General features: G+C 63.7%; 15 protein-coding genes. 9 read left to right on the top strand and 6 right to left on the bottom strand.

Translation table 11 applies throughout. The annotated features are described in order from the left end of the window. Positions 1-11: 11 nt before the first annotated feature. A complete protein-coding gene (locus LB536_RS03940; protein ID WP_224590190.1) occupies positions 12-6401 on the bottom strand; it encodes a kinesin in 6390 nt (2129 codons plus the stop codon). 275 nt (positions 6402-6676) lie between these two features. Between LB536_RS03940 and LB536_RS03945 the strand changes: the two genes are divergently transcribed. The 3 genes from LB536_RS03945 (at position 6677) to LB536_RS03955 (ending at position 8632) form a co-directional block, all read left to right on the top strand. Beyond that, a complete protein-coding gene (locus tag LB536_RS03945; RefSeq protein WP_140757560.1) occupies positions 6677-7045 on the top strand; it encodes an Hpt domain-containing protein in 369 nt (122 codons plus the stop codon). 144 nt (positions 7046-7189) lie between these two features. Then, positions 7190-7510, top strand: coding sequence for a 2Fe-2S iron-sulfur cluster-binding protein (locus tag LB536_RS03950; RefSeq protein WP_140757559.1), 321 nt, complete (start codon positions 7190-7192; stop codon positions 7508-7510). Positions 7511-7600: 90 nt separating this feature from the next. Continuing rightward, complete coding sequence (locus LB536_RS03955; protein ID WP_140757558.1) at positions 7601-8632, top strand: NAD(P)/FAD-dependent oxidoreductase; 1032 nt, start codon at positions 7601-7603, stop codon at positions 8630-8632. Here the strand turns inward: LB536_RS03955 and LB536_RS03960 are convergent, their stop codons facing one another. Both LB536_RS03960 and LB536_RS03965 read right to left on the bottom strand, forming a co-directional pair. Continuing rightward, entirely contained in the window at positions 8633-10114 is a 1482-nt protein-coding gene (locus tag LB536_RS03960; protein ID WP_224590191.1) for an MDR family MFS transporter, read from the bottom strand. A gap of 222 nt (positions 10115-10336) precedes the next feature. Continuing rightward, on the bottom strand, positions 10337-10957 hold the full coding sequence (locus tag LB536_RS03965) for a DUF922 domain-containing Zn-dependent protease (protein WP_181178407.1): 621 nt from the start codon (positions 10955-10957) through the stop codon (positions 10337-10339). Between the two features lie 114 nt (positions 10958-11071). Here LB536_RS03965 and folP point away from each other — a divergent pair, with 114 nt between their 5' ends. The 3 genes from folP to folK are packed head-to-tail and all read left to right on the top strand — an operon-like array spanning position 11072 to position 12779. Further along, positions 11072-11920 (top strand): dihydropteroate synthase, encoded by an 849-nt coding sequence (gene folP / locus LB536_RS03970; RefSeq protein ID WP_140757555.1) that lies wholly within the window; start codon positions 11072-11074, stop codon positions 11918-11920. 3 nt (positions 11921-11923) lie between these two features. Next, complete coding sequence (gene folB, locus LB536_RS03975; protein WP_140701472.1) at positions 11924-12283, top strand: dihydroneopterin aldolase; 360 nt, start codon at positions 11924-11926, stop codon at positions 12281-12283. After that, positions 12267-12779 (top strand): 2-amino-4-hydroxy-6-hydroxymethyldihydropteridine diphosphokinase, encoded by a 513-nt coding sequence (gene folK / locus LB536_RS03980; RefSeq protein ID WP_224590192.1) that lies wholly within the window; start codon positions 12267-12269, stop codon positions 12777-12779. Before folB ends, folK begins: the two co-directional genes overlap by 17 nt. 10 nt (positions 12780-12789) lie before the next feature. Here folK and LB536_RS03985 read toward each other — a convergent pair whose 3' ends face one another. Both LB536_RS03985 and LB536_RS03990 read right to left on the bottom strand, forming a co-directional pair. Continuing rightward, positions 12790-13335 carry a DUF924 family protein gene (locus LB536_RS03985; RefSeq protein WP_224590193.1) on the bottom strand — a complete coding sequence of 182 codons (546 nt, stop codon included), beginning with the start codon at positions 13333-13335 and terminating at the stop codon, positions 12790-12792. 15 nt (positions 13336-13350) lie between these two features. After that, on the bottom strand, positions 13351-15186 hold the full coding sequence (locus tag LB536_RS03990) for a monovalent cation:proton antiporter-2 (CPA2) family protein (protein ID WP_224590194.1): 1836 nt from the start codon (positions 15184-15186) through the stop codon (positions 13351-13353). 163 nt (positions 15187-15349) lie between these two features. Here LB536_RS03990 and LB536_RS03995 point away from each other — a divergent pair, with 163 nt between their 5' ends. The 3 genes from LB536_RS03995 to LB536_RS04005 all read left to right on the top strand — a co-directional run bounded on the left by LB536_RS03995 (position 15350) and on the right by LB536_RS04005 (position 18052). Continuing rightward, the gene (locus LB536_RS03995) at positions 15350-16339 is read left to right on the top strand and encodes an AraC family transcriptional regulator (RefSeq protein WP_224590353.1); all 990 of its coding nucleotides are present in this window, start codon (positions 15350-15352) and stop codon (positions 16337-16339) included. Between the two features lie 59 nt (positions 16340-16398). Next, a complete protein-coding gene (locus LB536_RS04000) occupies positions 16399-17607 on the top strand; it encodes an MFS transporter (RefSeq protein ID WP_224590195.1) in 1209 nt (402 codons plus the stop codon). A 178-nt stretch (positions 17608-17785) separates the two neighbouring features. Next, positions 17786-18052, top strand: coding sequence for a hypothetical protein (locus tag LB536_RS04005; RefSeq protein ID WP_140808596.1), 267 nt, complete (start codon positions 17786-17788; stop codon positions 18050-18052). Between the two features lie 126 nt (positions 18053-18178). On the opposite strand, the gene LB536_RS04010 is transcribed toward LB536_RS04005, so the two are convergent. Next, entirely contained in the window at positions 18179-18730 is a 552-nt protein-coding gene (locus tag LB536_RS04010) for a hypothetical protein (protein WP_224590196.1), read from the bottom strand. Between the last annotated feature and the right edge of the window lie 107 nt (positions 18731-18837).

The following is an 18837-nucleotide window of genomic DNA, read 5'->3' on the forward strand; positions in this document are numbered from 1 at the left end:
TCGTCGACCGCTTAGTGCAGGCGGCCGCTGGCATGGGCCAGCATGGTGTAGACCTTGCCGGTGTCCGACGTGAGATAGGTCTGCGCCATGATGTTGTCGCGGTCGTTGCGCGAGACATCCTTGAGCAGCTTCTCGAAATCGTCGCAATAGCGGTCGACGGCGGCGCGGAATTCGGCCTCCGCCTGGTATTTGCGGCGGATTTCGTCGAACGTCTGCTGGCCCTTCAGAGTGTAGAGCCTGCGTGTGAACACGTCACGCTCGCCACGCCGGTAGCGGTTCCACAGCTCGATCGAGGCATCGTGATCGATCGCCCGTGCGATATCGACGGACAGCGAGTTCAGCGATTCCACGACATGCAGCGGCGAACGCTGGGCAGGGGTCGGGCGCGGGGCTTCGGCAGGCGCCTGGGGGGCCGCCGGCTGGAGGTCGGCATCGTTCGACGCGGCGGTCAGCAGATCACGCACCCAGCCGCCTTGCGGCGCGCGGGCAGTGGTGTCGGCGGCACGCTGGCGCGGTGCCGCCTCCGCCGGACGCTCCAGATCGAGCGTGCCACGCAGTCCCGCGCCGCCCAGCGGCGCCTGCGGCGGGCGCAAATCCGCCTGCGGCGGTGCCGGGGCGCGACGGGGCGGCTCGGCGGCCCGTGCGGCCGGTGCCTGCGGGGCCGGGCGCAAGGGGCGCGGTTCCGAGGAGTCGCCGCCACGACCGGATTTCGCAACGATATCCGAAAGCTCCTTCAAGGCGTTTATCTGCTCGGAAACAGCGCGGCGGATGGCCGAGGTCGATTCCTTGGCCTCTTCCGGCATCTCGATGACGCCTTTCTTGAGTTCGGCCCGGGTGAGGTCGAGTTCGCTCTTGATCGAGCCCGCCGTGCGCCGCATTTCCTCGGTCGCATCGGCGAAGCGCTTGGTTGCCGACTCGACGACATCGGTGATGGCGTTGCGGATCTTGTCGGCAGATTCCAGCGTCTTGCCTTCGGCGTTCTGCAGCGTCTGGCCGACGAGGTTTTCGAAAGAACGCATGACCCTCTCGAGATCTTCCGACTTCTTGACCAGGCCAACGGCAAGATCCTCGAGCGACGACTGTCTTTCCAGCGTGTGTTCGAGGTTGCTCTGGGCCGAGCTCAGGAGGTCGGAAGCGCCGGCGAGCAGGCGGCTGTGTTCGTCGAACTTGGTGGCGATCGAGGCGACTTCACGCAAGGTCGACGACGACAGTTCCGTCAGCCTTGTCGTGTTCGAATCGACCAGACGAGCCGAGCTGGCAAAGGTCTGCGCCGCCTTTTCGGTGGTCGCCGCGAAGCTTTGCGTGCTGCCGGTCAGGCGTTGGTCGACCTCGCCGAGGTTGACCGCGGCCTGCTCGATCAGCTGACCGAGCTGCGAGCTGGACTTGGTCATACGGCCGATGAGATCGGCGACGCTGTCGGACAGCGACGAACGGGCGCCTTCGACCGCCGACAGGGTTTCGGCGGTACGGTTGGCGAGCGCGTTGACCAGGGTCGCATTCTCGCTGCGCAGCTTCTCGGTCGCGCGTTCGGTGACCTCTTCCATGCTCTTTTGCAGTTCCGAGCCGCCCTGGGCGAAGCGCTCGACCAAAGGCCGCGCGGTTTCGTCGAGGATCTTCGACATCTCGGCGGACCGCGCCGCGAGCATGGTGTTGAGCTCGCGGGTGTTGGCGCCGATCGTCTTGGCGGCGTCGTTGGTGCTCTGGCCGATATGCTGGCCGACCGCGGTGAAGGTCTCCGCGATGACATTGGCACGCGATACGAGTTGCGCCTCGGCGGTCGATACCTGCTCGTTGATCTTCTGGCCCATCGTCTCGGCAGTGTAGGCGAGCCGGTTTTCGACGCCGGCGATCTGCTCTTCGACCCGGGCGGCCGCGGCCGCCGCGCTCGACGCGAGACGCTCGTCGGCGCCGGCAAGCGCCTGCTCGATTTCGCGGGCATGCACGGCCAGTTCCTGGCCGGTCTGGCGCGCGCGATCGGCGACCCTCTGTTCGGTGCTTGCGAAGGCGCCGACAATGGTCTGCGCATGCTCGCCGATCGTCGAGGTGCTGTCGGCGATGCGCGAAACCAGGCGCTGGTCGGCGTCGTCGAAGATGCGGGCGATTTCGGATGCCCGGCTGGAAAGCGCGTCCGAGCCTTCGGCGATGCGCGAGACCAAGTGCTGGTCGGCGGCATCGAAGATGCGGCCGAGATCCGACGCGCGGGCGGCGAGCGCCTCGGCGGATTCGCCGATGCGCATGCCGAGCCGCTGGTCGGCGCTTTCGAAGTTGCGCAGGATGTCGCCGGCGCGGGCGGCCAGCGACTGCGCCGTTTCCACGGCCCGGGCGACGAGCTTCTGGTCGGCCGCGTCGAACGTGCCGGCAATCTCGCTAGCGCGGGCGGCAAGCTGATCGGCGGCCTCCTGAGCCCGAGCGGCCAGTTGATCAGTGGTTGCTTGTGCGCGGGCGGCCAGCTTCTGGTCGGCCATATCGAAGGCGCCGGCGATCTCGCCAGCGCGAGCGGCTAGCTGATCGGCGGTTTCATGGGCGCGGGCCAGCAGCGAACTGGAGGTGTCGTCGGCGCGGGCAAGCAAGGCGTTCGACGTATCTTCCGCTCGGGCGTGGAGGCGACGATCGGCCTCCTCGAAGGTGCGGGCAATGTCTTCGGCCCGTGCCAGCAGGGCGGCGGACGTCTGTTCGGCGCGCTCGGCGATCTTGCGATCGGCGTCGCTGAAGGCGGCACCGGCCTGTTCGTGCAGCGTGCTGGTGACTTCCAGCACCTTTTCGCGCAAGGCGCCGGCGACGAAGACCGCGCTCTTCTCGAGCACGCTGCGAACGTTGTCGACACCGGTCGACAGCGCGCGCTCCATGGTGCCGGCGCGTTCCTCGATGATGCCGGTCTGGCGGCTGAACGCCTGCTCGATCTTGTCGACATCGGCAGCGATCGCGGCGGAAATGTCCGTGCTCCTGGCGGCGATCTGGTCGATGTGGCCCGACAGCGAGCGATCGACGTCCTTGCGGGTCTCGGCGAGCTTGCCGAGATCGTCTTCCAGCGCGCGGCTGAGCATATTGCGGCCTTCGGACAACTTGCCGACATGTCCGGCGATGATGTCGTCGATCTCGCCGCGGCTTTCGGTCAGCTTCTGCAGGTCGGCTTCGAGAGCGCGCTTGAGAATGTCGCGGCCTTCGGCCAGCTTCTCGACCTGGCCGGCGACCAGACCGTCGATGCTGGAGCGGCTTTCGGCCAGCTTGGCAAGGTCGGCCTCCAGCGCCCGCTTGAGGACATCGCGGCCTTCGGCCAGCTTCTCGACCTGACCGGCGACCAGACCGTCGATGCTGGAACGGCTCTCGGCCAGCTTGGCAAGGTCGTCCTCAAGGGCCTTCGACAAGGTCGAACGCTCCTGGACAAGCCGTTCCGCATGGTTGTTGACGTGTCCGCTAACGGTCAGCAGGTCGGCCTCGAGAGCTCTCGACAAGGTCGAACGCTCCTGGGCAAGCCGCTCGGTGTGGCTGTCGACGTGGTTGCCGACAGCTTCGAGGTCGGCTTCCAGCGCTTTCGATAGTGTCGAACGCTCCTGGACAAGCCGGTCCGAGTGGCTGTTGACAAGGCTGTTGACGGTTTCGAGATCGGCCTCCAGCGCACGGGCGAACTGGGTGCGGTCGTCGACCAGTTTCTGGGACTGATCGGCAACGGTGTTTCTGACCGTGTTGAGGTCGGCTTCCAATGCGCGGCGCAGGATGTCGCGACCTTCGGCGAGCTTCTCCACCTGGCCGGCGACCAGCCCGTCGATGCTGGAGCGGCTTTCGGCCAGCTTGGCGAGATCGTCCTCCAGCGCTTTCGACAGGGTCGAGCGATCCTGAACCAGCCTGTTCATGTGGTCGGCGATGACGCTGTTCACATTCTGCAGATCGGCTTCCAGAACGCGCGAGAGCTGTCCGCGATCCTCCGCCAGTTTGTCCGACTGGCTCGATATGACGTTCTTGATTGTGTTGAGATCGGATTCCAGGGCGCGCTTGAGAATGTCGCGGCCCTCGGCCAGTTTCTCGACCTGGCCGGCGACCAGACCGTCGATGCTGGAGCGGCTTTCGGCCAGCTTGGTGAGGTCGGCTTCAAGCGTCTGCGACAGCAGGCTACGGTCTTCCGCCAGGCGCCCGGAATGGCTGTCGATCAGGCCACGTATGCCCGACAGGTCGCTTTCAAGCGAACGGCCTAGCTGCGTGCGGTCTTCGGCCAGCTTTGCCGAATGCGCCTCGATGAGGTTCTTGATACCGGCAATGTCGTTTTCCAGCGCCTTGGCGAGCACCGCGCGGCCCTCGGCGATCTTCTCGACCTGGCCGGCGACGAGGCCGTCTATGTCGGCGCGGCTGTCGGACAGTTTGCCGAGATCAGCTTCCAGCGCACGCGACAGGATGTTGCGGCCTTCTGCCAATTTTCCGACATGTCCGGCGACCATTTCATCAATGATCGTACGAGCTTGCACCAGTTTACCAGAGTCTTCGTTGAGAGCCAGAGAGAGCCGGTTGCGGCCTTCCTCCAATCGTTCGAGATGGCTGCCGAGCGACGCATCGATGGCGGCGCGCGATTCGTTGACCTTGCGCAGATCTTCTTCGAGCGCACGCGCTATCAGGCTGCGGCCTTCGGCCAGCTTCTGCACCTGATTGGTCACGGCGGCATCGATGCCGGCGCGGCCCTCGGCGAATTTCTCCAGGTCCGCCTCCATGGCGGCAGCCATGCGCTCGCGGCTTTCGGAGAGCTTGCGGCTGTGGTTTTCGACGGCTTCCTCGATGCCGACGCGGGCATCGGCAAGCCTCTGGATATCGGCGTCGAAGGAACGCGACACGACGTGGCGGGCTGCCTCCATGCGGCCGGCGAAATCGCTGGCGCGCGCTTCGAGCATGGATGAGGTCGAGGTGACGATGTCGGCCATGTCGGCGCCGATCTGGGTCTTGCCCTGATCGATCATGGCCGACAACGTGTCCTTGCTCTCGGCGAAGGTGTGGGCGATTTCACGCGCACGCTCGACCAGCGTTTCGTTGATCTGGCGGGCACGGGCCTCAAGCGCGGCATTGAGCTTCTGCGTGCCGGTATCCAGCGCTTCCGCGCGGGTCTGGAACTCGCTGATCAGCGCCTGGCCGCGTTCGGCCAAGGTACGCTCGATGCCGTCGAGGCTAGCCTCGAACTCGGAATTGAGGGTGCGCGCGGCGCCGCCGAGCAGCGACACCATGCCGGTGGTGCGGTCGTCGAGCAGGTCGGTCAACGAGCGGGTCAAGCCGTCCGTGGTGTCCGTCAGCTTGGCGATACGGGTGTCGAGCAGGCTGGCGAAAGCCTCGCCGGAGGTCGAAAGCCGGTCGGTGATGTTGTCGAGGCGGCCCTCCACCGAGTCGAAGATCGACAGCGAGCTTTCGTTGATGCGGTCGATCAGCGTGTCGCCGGAATTGGTGATCGTCATCGACAGTTTGGTCGACGCATTGAGGATGCTGTCGCGGATGATGTCGCTTGCCGCGCCGATTTCATCGCGCAACGTCTCGTGCGCGCCGGAGATCGAGGCGCGGACGCGTTCGGCATGGGTGACCACCGCTTCGCGTTCGCTGCCCAGTCCGTCGACCAGCGACCTGATCCGGGTTTCGTTTTCCGAATAGGAGCGCTCGATCTGGTTGACCTCGCTGTGAACCAGCGTTTCCAGTTCCACGGCACGGGCAAGGGTGCGTTCGATGCCTTCACCCATGGCGGCCACCTCGCGGCGGACGGCCTGGCCGATCATCATGACGCGATCCTGAGCCATGTTTTCCGGCTCGGTCAGGCGGAAGGCCACTTCCGTCATCGATTGCGCGGCGATGCGCATGTCCTGGGCGCGGCGAATCATCGCCGCGAAGGCCCAGAACAGGATGACGGGCACGATTGCCGCGACGGCCAGGCCGATCAGTTCGGGGCGGGCAAAGAACTGGTCCAGCGTGCCTATCCGCCAGATGCTCGGTCCAAAAAGCAGGTTGGCCAGTCCGCCGGCGCCGGCAATCCAGGCGAGCGAGACAAAGGCGATGACCCAGTAGATGGTGTTGGAGGCGCGCCTGTTCAGGCTGTGCAGAAGGGTCTTGTAATCTTTCTGGCGATCGTCGTTGGCTGGCGCGAAGCCGGCGGGCTGGCCACCATTGCGCGTCTCTACCGGGCGAAGTTCGGCCGGCTTGGCCTTTGGCGCGGGCTTCTCGGCCTGAGCCTGATTGACGACGGGCGCCGCCGGCTGATTGCGTCCCTCGCGTGCCAGCTCGTCGGCGGCCTGCGATATCTGCGCTTCCAGATCTTCCATCGAAGCCGCGATATCGAGGTCGCCACTGTCGGTATCGCCGCTCAGGTCGAGATCGAGCGCTTTTTCGAGTTCCCTGGCTACGTCGCTGTCGAGATTTCTGGTCGTATTTGGTTTCTTCGCCATGCCTTCGCTACCCTGTACTAGCTGCCGCGGGGGCTTATAATTCTGTTTGTCTTACCCCCGCGCAGGAGGCTGAAAATGGACCCTCGTATCGTAATGACACAGGGGGGTAAAGAAAACATGCATTCCGCGGGATACGTAAAACTTTAAATATAAGGTTAACGGAAGCGTGATTTGGGCCCCGCTTTGGCAACATTTTTCCGGGCCATTCATTAACCCGTTGTCCACTGGAATCGCCTAGTTTTTTCAGGCGGCCGAAGAAAATGGAGTTCGAGTTCATGCGTGGCGAAAGCGGCATTGCCTTCTCAATGCCGGGGGGCGACGTGTCGGGAACGAGACAGTCCCGGCCGGTCGATTTGGCACACCTTGCCCGGCAAACGATGGGCGACCGCGCCCTTGAGCAAGAGGTGCTGGCGCTGTTTGTACAGCAGGCATTGTCGGTGCGCGACAAAATAGTCGATGCCGACATCAAGGACCGGCTTCTGCTGGCTCATGGCTTGAAAGGATCGGCCCGCGGCGTGGGCGCCTTCGCCATCGCCGATTGCACCACCGATATCGAGCACCAGCCGGAGAACCTCCAGACGCTCAATCGGCTCGGCAAGCTTATCGACGAAGTGCGCGACTTCATCGCCGCCATCAATCGCTGATTCCGGTTTGCGACAAAAACGTCACGGAGCGGCGCTTTCGCGCGGCAGTTGACTTGTTTGCCGGAGTGATTATCTCGGGCGAAACTCGCTTTCGTCCCGGGCGAAATTCCTTTCGTCTCGGGCGAAACTCCCTTCAGGTGACAAATGACCAAACTGACCTTCATCGCCCATGACGGCACACATTTCGACATGGATGCCGAAAACGGCTCGACGGTCATGGAAAATGCCATCCGCAACGCCGTGCCTGGCATAGAGGCGGAGTGCGGCGGCGCCTGCGCCTGCGCGACCTGCCATGTCTATGTCGATGAGGCATGGACGGCAGAAGTCGGTGAGCCCGAGGCGATGGAAGAAGACATGCTGGACTTCGCCTATGAGGTCCAGCCGAACTCGCGCCTGTCGTGCCAGATCAAGGTGCGCGACGCACTCGACGGCCTGATCGTGCGGGTGCCCGAACGTCAGGGCTGAAATCCAGCATCGGCGATTTTTCCCGCTGACGCTTGGCAGCGGGGCAATGGTCATGCAGTCTCGCCCGGACTTTCGCAGCGAGGCGCATCAATGACCGGGATCATCAGCACAGACGTCCTCATTGTCGGGGCAGGGCCGGTCGGCCTGTTCGCCGTGTTCGAGCTCGGCTTGCTGGACCTGAAGTGCCATCTGATCGACATTCTCGACAAGCCCGGCGGCCAATGCGCGGAACTCTATCCGGAAAAGCCGATCTACGACATTCCCGGCTGGCCTTCGATCTCGGCGCAAGGGCTCGTCGACAAGCTGCTCGAGCAGGTTGCGCCGTTCAAGCCGGACTTCACCTACAACCGCATGGTTTCCAGTCTCGAAAAGTTGGACGACGGCGGCTTTCGCGTGACCACGGACGAGAACGAGGTGTTCGAGGCCAAGGTGGTGGTGATCGCCGCCGGCGGCGGCTCATTCCAGCCGAAGCGCCCGCCAATTCCCGGCATCGAAGCCTATGAAGGCACGAGCGTTTTCTATTCGGTCCGCCGGATGGAGGATTTTCGGGGCCATGACCTGGTCATCGTGGGCGGCGGCGACTCGGCGCTGGACTGGACGCTGAACCTGCAGCCGGTGGCAAGGAGCGTGACACTCGTTCACCGGCGGGCGGAGTTTCGCGCGGCGCCCGACAGCGTCAACAAGATGTACGCCATGCAGGAGATGAAGCAGCTGGAATTCAAGGTCGGCCAGGTGGCCGGGCTCACTGGAGCCGATGGCCAACTGGCATCGGCCACCATCAAGGGCGGCCCGGATGGCGACATCGAGGTGCCTTGTACCCGCATGCTGCCGTTCTTCGGCCTGACCATGAAGCTCGGCCCGATCGCGGAATGGGGGCTCAATCTCAATGAGAACCTGATCCCGGTCGACACCGAGAAATTCCAGACATCGGTGCCCGGCATTTTCGCGGTGGGCGACATCAACTGGTACCCGGGCAAGCTGAAGCTGATCCTGTCGGGTTTCCACGAGGTGGCGCTGATGGCGCAGGCCGCCAAGCGCGTCATCAGCCCCGGCGAACGCATCGTGTTCCAGTATACGACTTCGTCGACCAGCCTCCAGAAGAAGCTCGGCGTCTCCGGCTAATTATTCCGGCAGGATCGGCGCCGGATCGTCGACGTGGCCTCGAAGTTCTTTCTCGGGCATCAGGGTCAGCGTGATAAGGCCCAGTACCAGAGTGCTGGCCGCGACGAGAAAGATCATCACGAAGGGCTCGGCCGATACGACATGTCCAGCCACCTCGACGCCTTCGCCGGCCAGCGGCAACCCAAATCCGAGAGCGACGGCGCCGAGCATCGCGACCCCCAATGCACTGCCGAGCGAACGTAGAAAGGTCAGCACTCCCGTCGCTACGCCAAGATGCATGCGGTCGACGGCGTTCTGCACGGATACGGTGGTTACCGGAAATGTCGTCCCCGTCCCCAGTCCGATACAGATGGTCAGGACTTCGACGATAAGCAGCGATGCATGGCCGGCGACAAAGGCCAGCAGGCCCATGCACAGGATGGCGAAGATGACGCCGACCATGGCGATGCGCTTGTAGTGGGTGAAGCGCGGTATCAGGCGGCCGCTGGAAGCGGCGCCGGCCACGGTTCCAAGCAGAAGGCCAAGCATTGCAATGCCCGATTCGCTGGCCGTCAGGCCAAGGATCGATTGCAGATAGACGGGCAGATAGACGGCGAGGCCGACGCTGGAGGCCTGGAGCAGGAACATCGACAGAGTGCCAGCCAGGACGATCGGGTTGCCCAGTACCTCGAGCGAAATGAGCGGTTCGGCCGCCCGCGTCAGCCGCAGGGCAAAGGCGCCCCAGAAAAGCACGGAGCACGCCAGGACGCCAATGACTTCCGGCGATAACCAGGGATAGGCGCTGCCGCCCCAGTTCAGCGCCAGCAGCAACAGCGCCGTGGCGACGATGAGCAGCAATGCGCCGAGACCATCGATGCTGTGATTCTTGGCCACGATCGGCAGCTTCTTGAGCGGCTTGTTGATGATCGCCATCGCAACAAAGCCCAGCGGGATATTGATCCAGAAGATGAGTGACCAGTGCAGATGCTCGGCAAAAGTGCCGCCCAGCAGCGGACCGGCGACGCTGGCGACGGCCCAGGTGCCTGAGAACCACGCTGCATAGCGCGCCCGCTCGCGCGGCGGGACGAGGTCTCCGACCACGGTCTGCGTCAGCGCGAAAAGGCCACCGCCACCGGCCCCCTGGATCGCGCGCCCCAGGATAAGGACGAACATGTTGGGGGCCAGTGCGCTGACCAGCGATCCGGCGAGAAAGATGAGGATTGCCGCGTAGACGGTCGGCCGACGCCCATGGACGTCGGAAATCTTGCCGTAGAGCGGTGCCACGGCGGTTGCGGTCAAGAGATAACCGGTGACGATCCATGGCAGATATTCGGCATGGCCGAGCGAGCGCCCGATGGTCGGCATGGCGGGCGCGACGATGGTCTGGTCGAGGGCTGCCAGCAGCATCGACAGGAGAACGCCGCCGATGATGGCGTTCTTTTCGCTTTCTGTCAGCGGCGCGCTCGCCGCCGCCACGGCCTGCTTGTCGACAGCCTGGTCCATGTCTTCTCGTCCACGCGCTTTGCGCTGCCGCATCGGGTCTGCCTGGTGCATCCGCGTCACGATCGATCGTGATGCCCGTGCTTCCAGTTCGTGCCCGTGGCAACCCTGGATATGTCGTTCCGTATAGGCCGATTTCGCCTGGTGCTCGAAAAAAAATCGAAACTGGCTCTACGCTTCCACCCGGTTGGCTTGGACCCTGGCGAATGGAGGCGGCGAGGAAATTCAGGTCGGCGGCTGCAATTGGCCACTTCCGATGCGTTCCATCCGGTAGCGCATCAGCCGCAGGATGCGGCTTTCGAAATTGACACCTTCGACACGGTCGAACCGCAGTTGGTCCTGATCGTGTCTGGCAAGCTCAGCCGCCGTGATCTCGGCGGCCTTGGCCTTTGCCGCATCGCAATCCTTCTGCGGATAGGTCGCCTTGAGCGCATCTTCCAATGCGCGGCCGTGGTTCTTGGCGATCTCGACATGGCGGTCTTCATGGCGCTTGATGTCGGCCGACAATGTATCCCAGAACAGCCGCACATCGGCGTCGGCTTTGCGCGGGCGGCGCCATTCGGGAAGGATCACCTTGACCTTGACGGTGACGACCGCGTCGGCGATCCGGCAGGAGCCGGACTGGCTGGCGTAGCTGATGCGTGTCGTGAAGGCCATCTGGGTGGCGCCAGGGTGGCGCGACCCCGTGCTTTTGACCTGCGGCCCGTGTTTGGCGAGTTGCTGCTCGATATCCTCCAGCGTTCTGCCGCCAATGGCGAAATAGCTGTATGTCTTCACCAGATTAGCCGCATCCGCCGGAACGGCGACGGTAAGCAGCAGTGCGCAGAGCAGGGATCGTGTCATCATGTTGCCTCTTCGGTCACCTTGCTTTACGGCCTTTGCCGGCGCAACGGAACTGATCCGATGCGGATCACACATCGTTGATGGCCCCTTGGTTGATGAACCCATGGTTGATGCGCAATGACGGCGAGGCGATGGCAGCTGGCGCATGGGCGTCATCTCGAGCTTGGCGGCAAGGCCGTGGTCGTCGGCATCCTCAATATCACGCCCGACAGCTTCTCCGATGGCGGCCTGTTTGATGCTCCCGAAACCGCGATGGTCCAGGCGCACCGCATGATCGGGGAAGGCGCCGCGATCATCGATATCGGCGGAGAATCGACCCGGCCGGGCGCCGCCGCGATATCGGCCGGCGAGGAGCAGGCCCGTATCCTGCCCGTGATCGAAGCACTGGCGCATGCCGGCGACGTGCTGATCTCGGTCGACACCTATCGTGCGGAGACAGCGCGGCTCGCGGTGGCTGCCGGCGCGCACATCGTCAATGATGTCTGGGGTCTGCAGCGCGAACCCGACATTGCGCGGGTGGCGGCCGAAACCGGCGCCGGGCTTGTCATCATGCATACCGGCCGGGATCGCGAGAAGCTGCCCGACGTGATCGCCGACCAGCTGGCGTTCCTGGGAAAATCGCTGGAGATCGGGCGCGGGCAGGGTGTCGCCGACGACCACATCGTGCTGGACCCCGGCTTCGGCTTCGCCAAGGAGACCGCGGAGGAAAACCTCGACCTGATGGCGCGGTTCTCCGAGCTCTGCGCACTCGGCTTCCCGCTGATGGCCGGCACGTCGCGAAAACGCTTCATCGGCACCGTCACCGGTCGCGACGCCGCCGACCGGGCTGCCGGGACAGCGGCGACCAGCGTCATTCTCCGACTCAAGGGCGCGCATCTGTTTCGCGTCCATGATGTCGCAATCAACGTGGACGCGCTGGCCGTGGCGGATGCTATGCTGGCGCGGGAAACCGGATCGGAACGCTGAGCCATGTACGTCATCCGCATGAAGAATTGCGCCTTCTTTGCCCGGCACGGCGTGCTGGATGAGGAAGAAGCGCTCGGTCAGCGCTTCTATGTCGATGCCTCGCTCACCGTCGAGCCCGGACGCGCGCTCGTCGATGACGCCATCGGGGAAACGGTCAATTACGGCGTTGCCTTCACCGTCATCGAGGAAATCATCACCGGACACAGGCGCTTCCTGATCGAGGCCTTGGCCTTGGAAGTCGCAAAGGCTCTCACTGGGCGCTTTCCCCAGATCAGGAAAGCCGAGATCACCGTTCGCAAGCCCAATGCGCCGGTGCCTGGCGTGCTCGATTACGTCGAGGTGACCGTTGTCTGGCCCGAGTAACACCGTCTATCTGAGCCTCGGCGGCAATCTGGGCGATCCGGCCAAGTCGATGGGGGCTGCGTTGCGCCTGCTCGACGCCGATCCCGATACTGACGTGGCCGCCGTTTCTTCGCTCTATCGGACACCGCCCTGGGGCAAGCTCGACCAGCCGGATTTCCTCAACGCTACGGCCGAATTGTCGACGCGGCTGTCGCCGCGGGCATTGCTCGACCTGTGCCTCGATGCCGAGCGAAAGCTCAAACGCGTGCGCGAGGAGAGGTGGGGGCCGCGTCTGATCGACATCGACATCCTGGTGTTCGGCGACCGCATCATCCATGAAACGGGCCTGGAAGTGCCACATCCGCGGATGCTGGAGCGCGCCTTCGTGCTGGCGCCGCTGGCCGAGATCGCGCCGGACCTTACCGTAGACGGCAAACGCGTTGTCGATCGGTTGGGCTCGGTCGATGCGGCCGGCATCGAGCGGCTGCCATCCGGCCAGGATTGGTGGGTGGCCTAGAACGGCGGTATCAGCCCGAGAAACCACCGTCATCCAGGAATGCTTTTTCCTCAGCCGTCGTCTCGCGGCCGAGCATTCTGTTGCGGTGCGGGAAGCGGCCGAAGCGTTGGATGATGTCACGGTGTTCCAGCGCGTATTTCAGATTGAACGCGGCCCTGGCGGTGTGAAGTTCGACGGACAGGTCCTGGTCGGCAAAGTTTTCCGAATGTTCGAACGGCAGATAAAGGAACACGCGGACCTCCGGCTCCAGTACGACATCATGGCCGGCATCGACCGCCTTTTGCGCGAAGTGCTTTGCCAGTGGGTCGGTCGCGAACATGTGGCCGGTGTCGCGGAAGCAATTGCGCGGAAACTGGTCGAGCAGGATCATCAGCGCCAGCGAGCCGTCGGCATGGTTTGACCAGTCGTCGCACTCGCGCCGCGCCGCAGCGTAGTGGAGGTCGAGAAAGCGATCGCGGAAATCGGCATCGAAAGCGTTGTTCTTCTCGAACCACGCATCCTCGCCGGCGTCGCGCCAGAATTTGGTGACCGACAGGGCTCTGCTGTCCAATTCCATGCCTGATTCCCTCGTTCAATCCGCCCGTTCGGATTTATGCAGTACGCCGGCCGTTTCCTCGTTGAGCGCCTGGCCAGGACGGCGGGGCGTGGAGAGCGGAGTCGGGATTGGCGTGCCGATATTGCCTTTCAGGAAACGCTGTCCCGAGCGGATGCCTTCGGCGAGCTGGGTCTCGAAGCGGGCCGTGTCGCGGCGCCTGACGTCCTCGATCGTTTCGGCGACGTCTTCGGGGTCAACGCCCAGCGCTTCCAGCGTCGAGCCGCCAAAGACGAGCGCCGATTCGAAGGTCTCGCGCAACTGATAATCGACGCCGGCGCGGATGAGCTGCAACGCCGTACCGCGGTCGAACGCACGTGCCAGCACCGTAAGCAAGGGAAATTCCGCCTTGACGAGTTCGGCGATGCGGATGGCGGCGTCGGGCTTGTCAACACAGATGAGCACGGCCCGCGCGCGGCCGGCCCCGGCAGCGTGCAGGATGTCCAGCCGCGTGCCGTCGCCATAGTAGACCTTGAAGCCGAAATCGGCGGCCGCCTGGATCATCTCGACATCATTGTCGATGATCGAGACGTCGATGCCGCGCAAGAGCAGCGGTTGGCTGGCGATCTGGCCGAAGCGGCCAAAGCCGATGATCAGCACGCTGCCGGTCAGGCCGTCGGCGACTTCGACGCCGTCCAGCGACTGCTCGTCACGCGGCGTGAAATAGCGCAAGGCAATGATCGCCAGCGGCGTCAGGACCATAGAGATGATGACTATCGCCGTCAGCGTCGCGTTTGCCTGGCCGTCGATGATGCCGACTGCGGCGGCCGCGGAATAGAGCACGAAGGCGAATTCACCGCCTTGCGCCATGAAGACCGCGCGCTCGAGCGCCTCGCGGTGGCCTGATTTCAGGATGCGGGCGACGATGTAGATGCCGAAGGCCTTCATCACCATGTAGGCGACGACATAGATGGCGATCAGCTTCCAGTTCGCGGCCACCACATGCAGATCGAGCGACATGCCGACCGCAAGGAAGAACAGGCCGAGCAGGATTCCACGGAACGGCTCGATGTCGGCTTCGAGCTGATGGCGGAAAGTCGATTCCGAAAGCAGCACGCCGGCCAGGAACGCGCCCATCGCCATCGACAGGCCGCTGAGCTGCATGGCGAGCGCCGACCCGAGAACGACCAGCAGAGCCGCGGCAGTCATCACCTCGCGTGCACGGGCATCCGCCAGGATGCGGAAGAAGGGGTTGAGCAGGTAGCGTCCCGCCACCACCAGTCCGACGATCGCGGCGATGCCGATACCGACCTCGGTCAGCCGCTCCGACAGGCTGGTATCGGCACCGCCGGGCGCCAGGAAGGCGATCAGGGCGAGCAGAGGCACGATGGCCAGATCCTCCAGCAGCAGGATGGAGACGATGCGCTGGCCCTTGGGCGAGGCGATTTCGCCGCGCTCCTCCAGAAGCTGCATGACGATGGCCGTCGAGGTCAGCACGAAACCGGCGCCGGCGACGAAGGATTGCGCGATCGGAAACCCTCCGGCCATGCCGACACCGGTCAGCAGCACCGCGCAGACCCCGACCTGGAGCGCGCCAAGCCCAAAGATCTCGCGGCGCAGGCCCCACAGCCGCGACGGCTGCATTTCCAGGCCGATGATGAACAGGAACATGACGACGCCGAGTTCGGCGACATGGAGGATGGCTCCCGATTCGGAAAAGACGCCGATGCCGAACGGGCCGATCACCGCGCCGGCGGCCAGGTAACCGAGAATCGAACCGAGACCCATGCGCTTGAAGATCGGGACGGCCACCACGCCTGCCGCCAACAACGCCACCACCTGAACTAGATCGCTGCCCGATGCTTCCGCTGCCATGCCTCTTGTCCCTGTGTCCGACAGCACTCCTTGCATGCAGTTGGAGCGGGAGGCAAGGGCGGGAAGCCTGCCAGGACAGGCAGGGGGTGCCGTTGAAGCGATTCCCCTGGTGGAACAGCGGTCTCCGCTTGCCTGCCGGACGTTTGGTATCTATATCGGCGGGATGACTGACCATTCGTCCCGGCCGGGTCCCCCGCCTCACATCCCGATGGATGCGCTCAGCGAAGTTCTACAGGACTTTCGCTTGAGTGGAGTCAATTATGGCCGCTGCGAGCTCCGACATCCTTGGAGCATAGAATTTCCGCAACAATCGCTGCTTCGTTTCCACTTTGTTGGTCAGGGTCCATGCTGGATTCATACCGAAGCGCAAGGCTGGCAGGAGTTGCGCGATGGCGATCTGGTGCTGCTGCCGCAAGGTATCGCCCATCGGCTGGCGAGTGCGCCGGACGTCGTGGGCGACTCGCTCGAGGGTTGCCAGGTGACCAAGTTGGGGGGCAACGTCTGCGAAGTGGTGCGGGAAGGCACGGGCGCGACAAGCACCCTTTTCTGCGGCTCGATGGCCTTGGGTGCCTGTGCGCTAAACCCGTTGATTACGTTGATGCCGCCCATCATCAAGGGTTGCCACGTGGCCGGCAATGACCCGGTCGTTGGTCCTTTACTGGCGGCTATGACCGCGGAAGCCGCGCAACCGCAGATGGGCAGCGCCACCATCTTGTCTCGGATGGCGGACTTGCTGACAGCCCGGCTCATTCGTTGCTGGGTCAATTGCACGGGGGCTTCGACCTCCGGTTGGCTCGCGGCCATCCGCGACCCCCATATTGGCCGCGCTCTGGCAGCCATGCACAGAGACCCCGGCCATAACTGGACGCTCGAAAGCCTCGCCGGCCTGGCAGGCCAATCTCGCTCGATTTTCGCGGAGCGCTTCAGTGCCGTGTTGGGAGAAGGCGCGGCACGCTATCTAGCCCGTCTGCGCATGCAGCTTGCCCGCGAGTTGTTGGGGCAAAACGGCTTGTCGGTGGCCGAGGTTGCCACCCGCCTGGGCTATGATTCCGAGGCGTCCTTCGCTCGCGCCTTCAAGCGCATCACCAATGTCTCGCCGGGCGTTGTGCGTCGCACAATTCCCGGACGAATAGATATGAATTTCGGATTTTAAGATACATATCATCCGGAAAGAGTCGTTTATGAAGATCTCCAAACTTTGGAGATCCTTCCGTGACTGACACAACATTACAGCTTGAAGACGCGGCGATAGACCTTGATGCCGCCGCGCCGGCCACATGGAGCGCAACCACATGGTTCGCGGTCCTTTCGTTGGCGGCCACCAGCTTTGCGCTGGTGTCCGCCGAATTCCTGCCGGCAGGTCTGTTGACGCCGATGGCGCGCGATCTCGGCATCAGCGAGGGGACGGCCGGGCAGGTGGTCACCGCCACCGCTTCCGTCGGCGCCGTGACGGCCATGTTGAGCAATGTCCTCATCGGCCGATTGAACCGCAAGACGGTGCTTGTCGGCCTCATGGCCTTGGCGGTCGGTTCCAACATTCTTGCGGCGCTGGCGCCCAATTTCTGGCTGTTATTGTTGGGCCGGGCCGGGCTGGGGATCGCTCTCAGCGCTTTCTGGGCACTTTCTGTAGCCGTCGTGGCGAGGCTGGTTGGCGCCAATGCGACGGGGCGGGGCATGGCTATCGTCACCCTCGGCGTCTCGCTCGCAACAATTGCCGCACCGTCGATGGGCGCGTTGATCAGCGACTGGCTGGGTTGGCGCAGCGCCATGGCCATGACGGCGGGGTTGGCCTTGCTTGCCATGCTGCTGCAGTTACTCAGCCTGCCGACCTTGCCTGCAACGGCAAGCAATAGTCTTGCAGACGTCCTTCGCCTGACACGGCGGCGTGGCATTCAACTCGGTATGCTTGCTATCCTTTTGCTGATGACGGGGCATTTTGCCGGCTCGGTCTATGTGCGTCCGTTTCTCGAACACGTGACGCTCCTTGCGACCGGGCCAATTGCCCTGGCGTTGCTCGGATTCGGCATCGCGGCTGTGATCGGCAATATTGCCGGTGGCCGCATGGCCGACGCCAGTGTCCACGTGGCTCTCGTGGTTACGGCCGCATTGATGGCGTTCGCGGCGCTGGCATTGGTGCTTTGGGGCGTGCACATCGGCGTTGCCTTTGGCTTCGCCACACTATGGGGTTTCGCCTTCGGCATGGCGCCGGTGGTGCTGCCGACAAATCTGTCTCGCGCGGCGCCGGACGCGCTGGAAGCAGCGGGCAGCCTGATGGTCGCGTCCTTTCAGGTCGCCATCACCATCGGCGCGGTTGTCGGCGGCTATGTTGTGGACACTTATGGCCCGACAGCGCCTTTGACTGCGACTGCCATCCTTGCCGCATCGACGGCCGTCTTGGCGCTGCTACAACCGCGCAGCTGAACTTTGCCGCCGCCGACGCAGTAGCCTGAATCCGGCCGTTGGCGATGTTGCAGGCGCTTACACAAGTTGACGTCGGTAACGCGTTGCATCTTGCCACGGTCGAAGGCTAAGCACGCTCGGCTTCGGCCATTGGGGGTGAGCGGCGATCAAGTCGCACCCCTTTGAGGAGATGACTGACATGAAGAAGTTTTTGCTCGTCGCCGTCGGGCTGGCGGTGCTTGCCGGTTCGGCCTGTTCGAAGGCGCCGGAATGCACGACCGAGATGGCGACCAAGAAGGCGCAGGACATGGCCGCCGCGCTGCAGGAGGCGATCACCAAGGATCCGACCAAGGCGGCTGACCTGACCGCCAAAGTCCAGGCGGTGACGACCAAGTATCAGGGCTCCACGACCCTGGCCGACGCCTGCAAGGCGTATGACGAGGTGACCGCCGCGATCAAGGGCTGACGCCCGGTTCGTCTGCTCAAAGGAGGCGGTGGCGATGGGTTGCCGCCTCTTTGCTTTGTGGGGGTATTTCGAGCAATTCCAAGAAAAGTGTCCGGAATTTCGTAAAGAAATAGAGGCGGGGTGTGCTCAGTTCGGCGCGATGGAGCCGACTTCGACGGCATCGACCCGCTTCAGGCTCATACCGATGACCGGCACCAACTGGTCCTGAACGCGCACGGCGACCGTCACCGTCATCGAATTGTCGTCGGGAATGCGTGCCTGCATGACGCCGCGCAGCTGGTTGCGGTTGATGGTGAAGACCACCTTGCGGGCGTCGACGACGTTGCCGCCGATGATATCGAGCCCGGCGCCGGCCGAGCCACCCATGAAGGAGCCCTTGTAGTCGCGGCCCTTGCGCTCGATCCTGGCCGACATCGGCTGGGTGAACACGCCGACCCGGCAACCGCCGTCAAGCGTCATGCCCATCTTGCCGTCGGGCGTGGAGCCGGTGAAGCTGCAGTTGAATTTCGTACCCTTGTACTTGCCGGCGACGATTTCGCCGGGGCCGACCCATTTGCCTTCGGCTGACTGGAAAAACTGCTTGTCCGGCTCTCCGGCGCAAGCCCCGGAGGCAATACCGGCGACCGCTGTGATCGCCGCCACCAGGGGCAGGATGCTGGACAGAATTACGCTTTTCATCGACGACACCCGGCAACAACGAGGCTGTTTGAAACCGGTTTGACCATGAAGAAGATTGGTTAATGCTTCGTCACCGGGAGCCTTCGAAACCGCAATCCGAGCACCGT

This window comes from Mesorhizobium sp. ES1-3, from assembly GCF_020164795.1.
Lineage (GTDB): Bacteria > Pseudomonadota > Alphaproteobacteria > Rhizobiales > Rhizobiaceae > Mesorhizobium.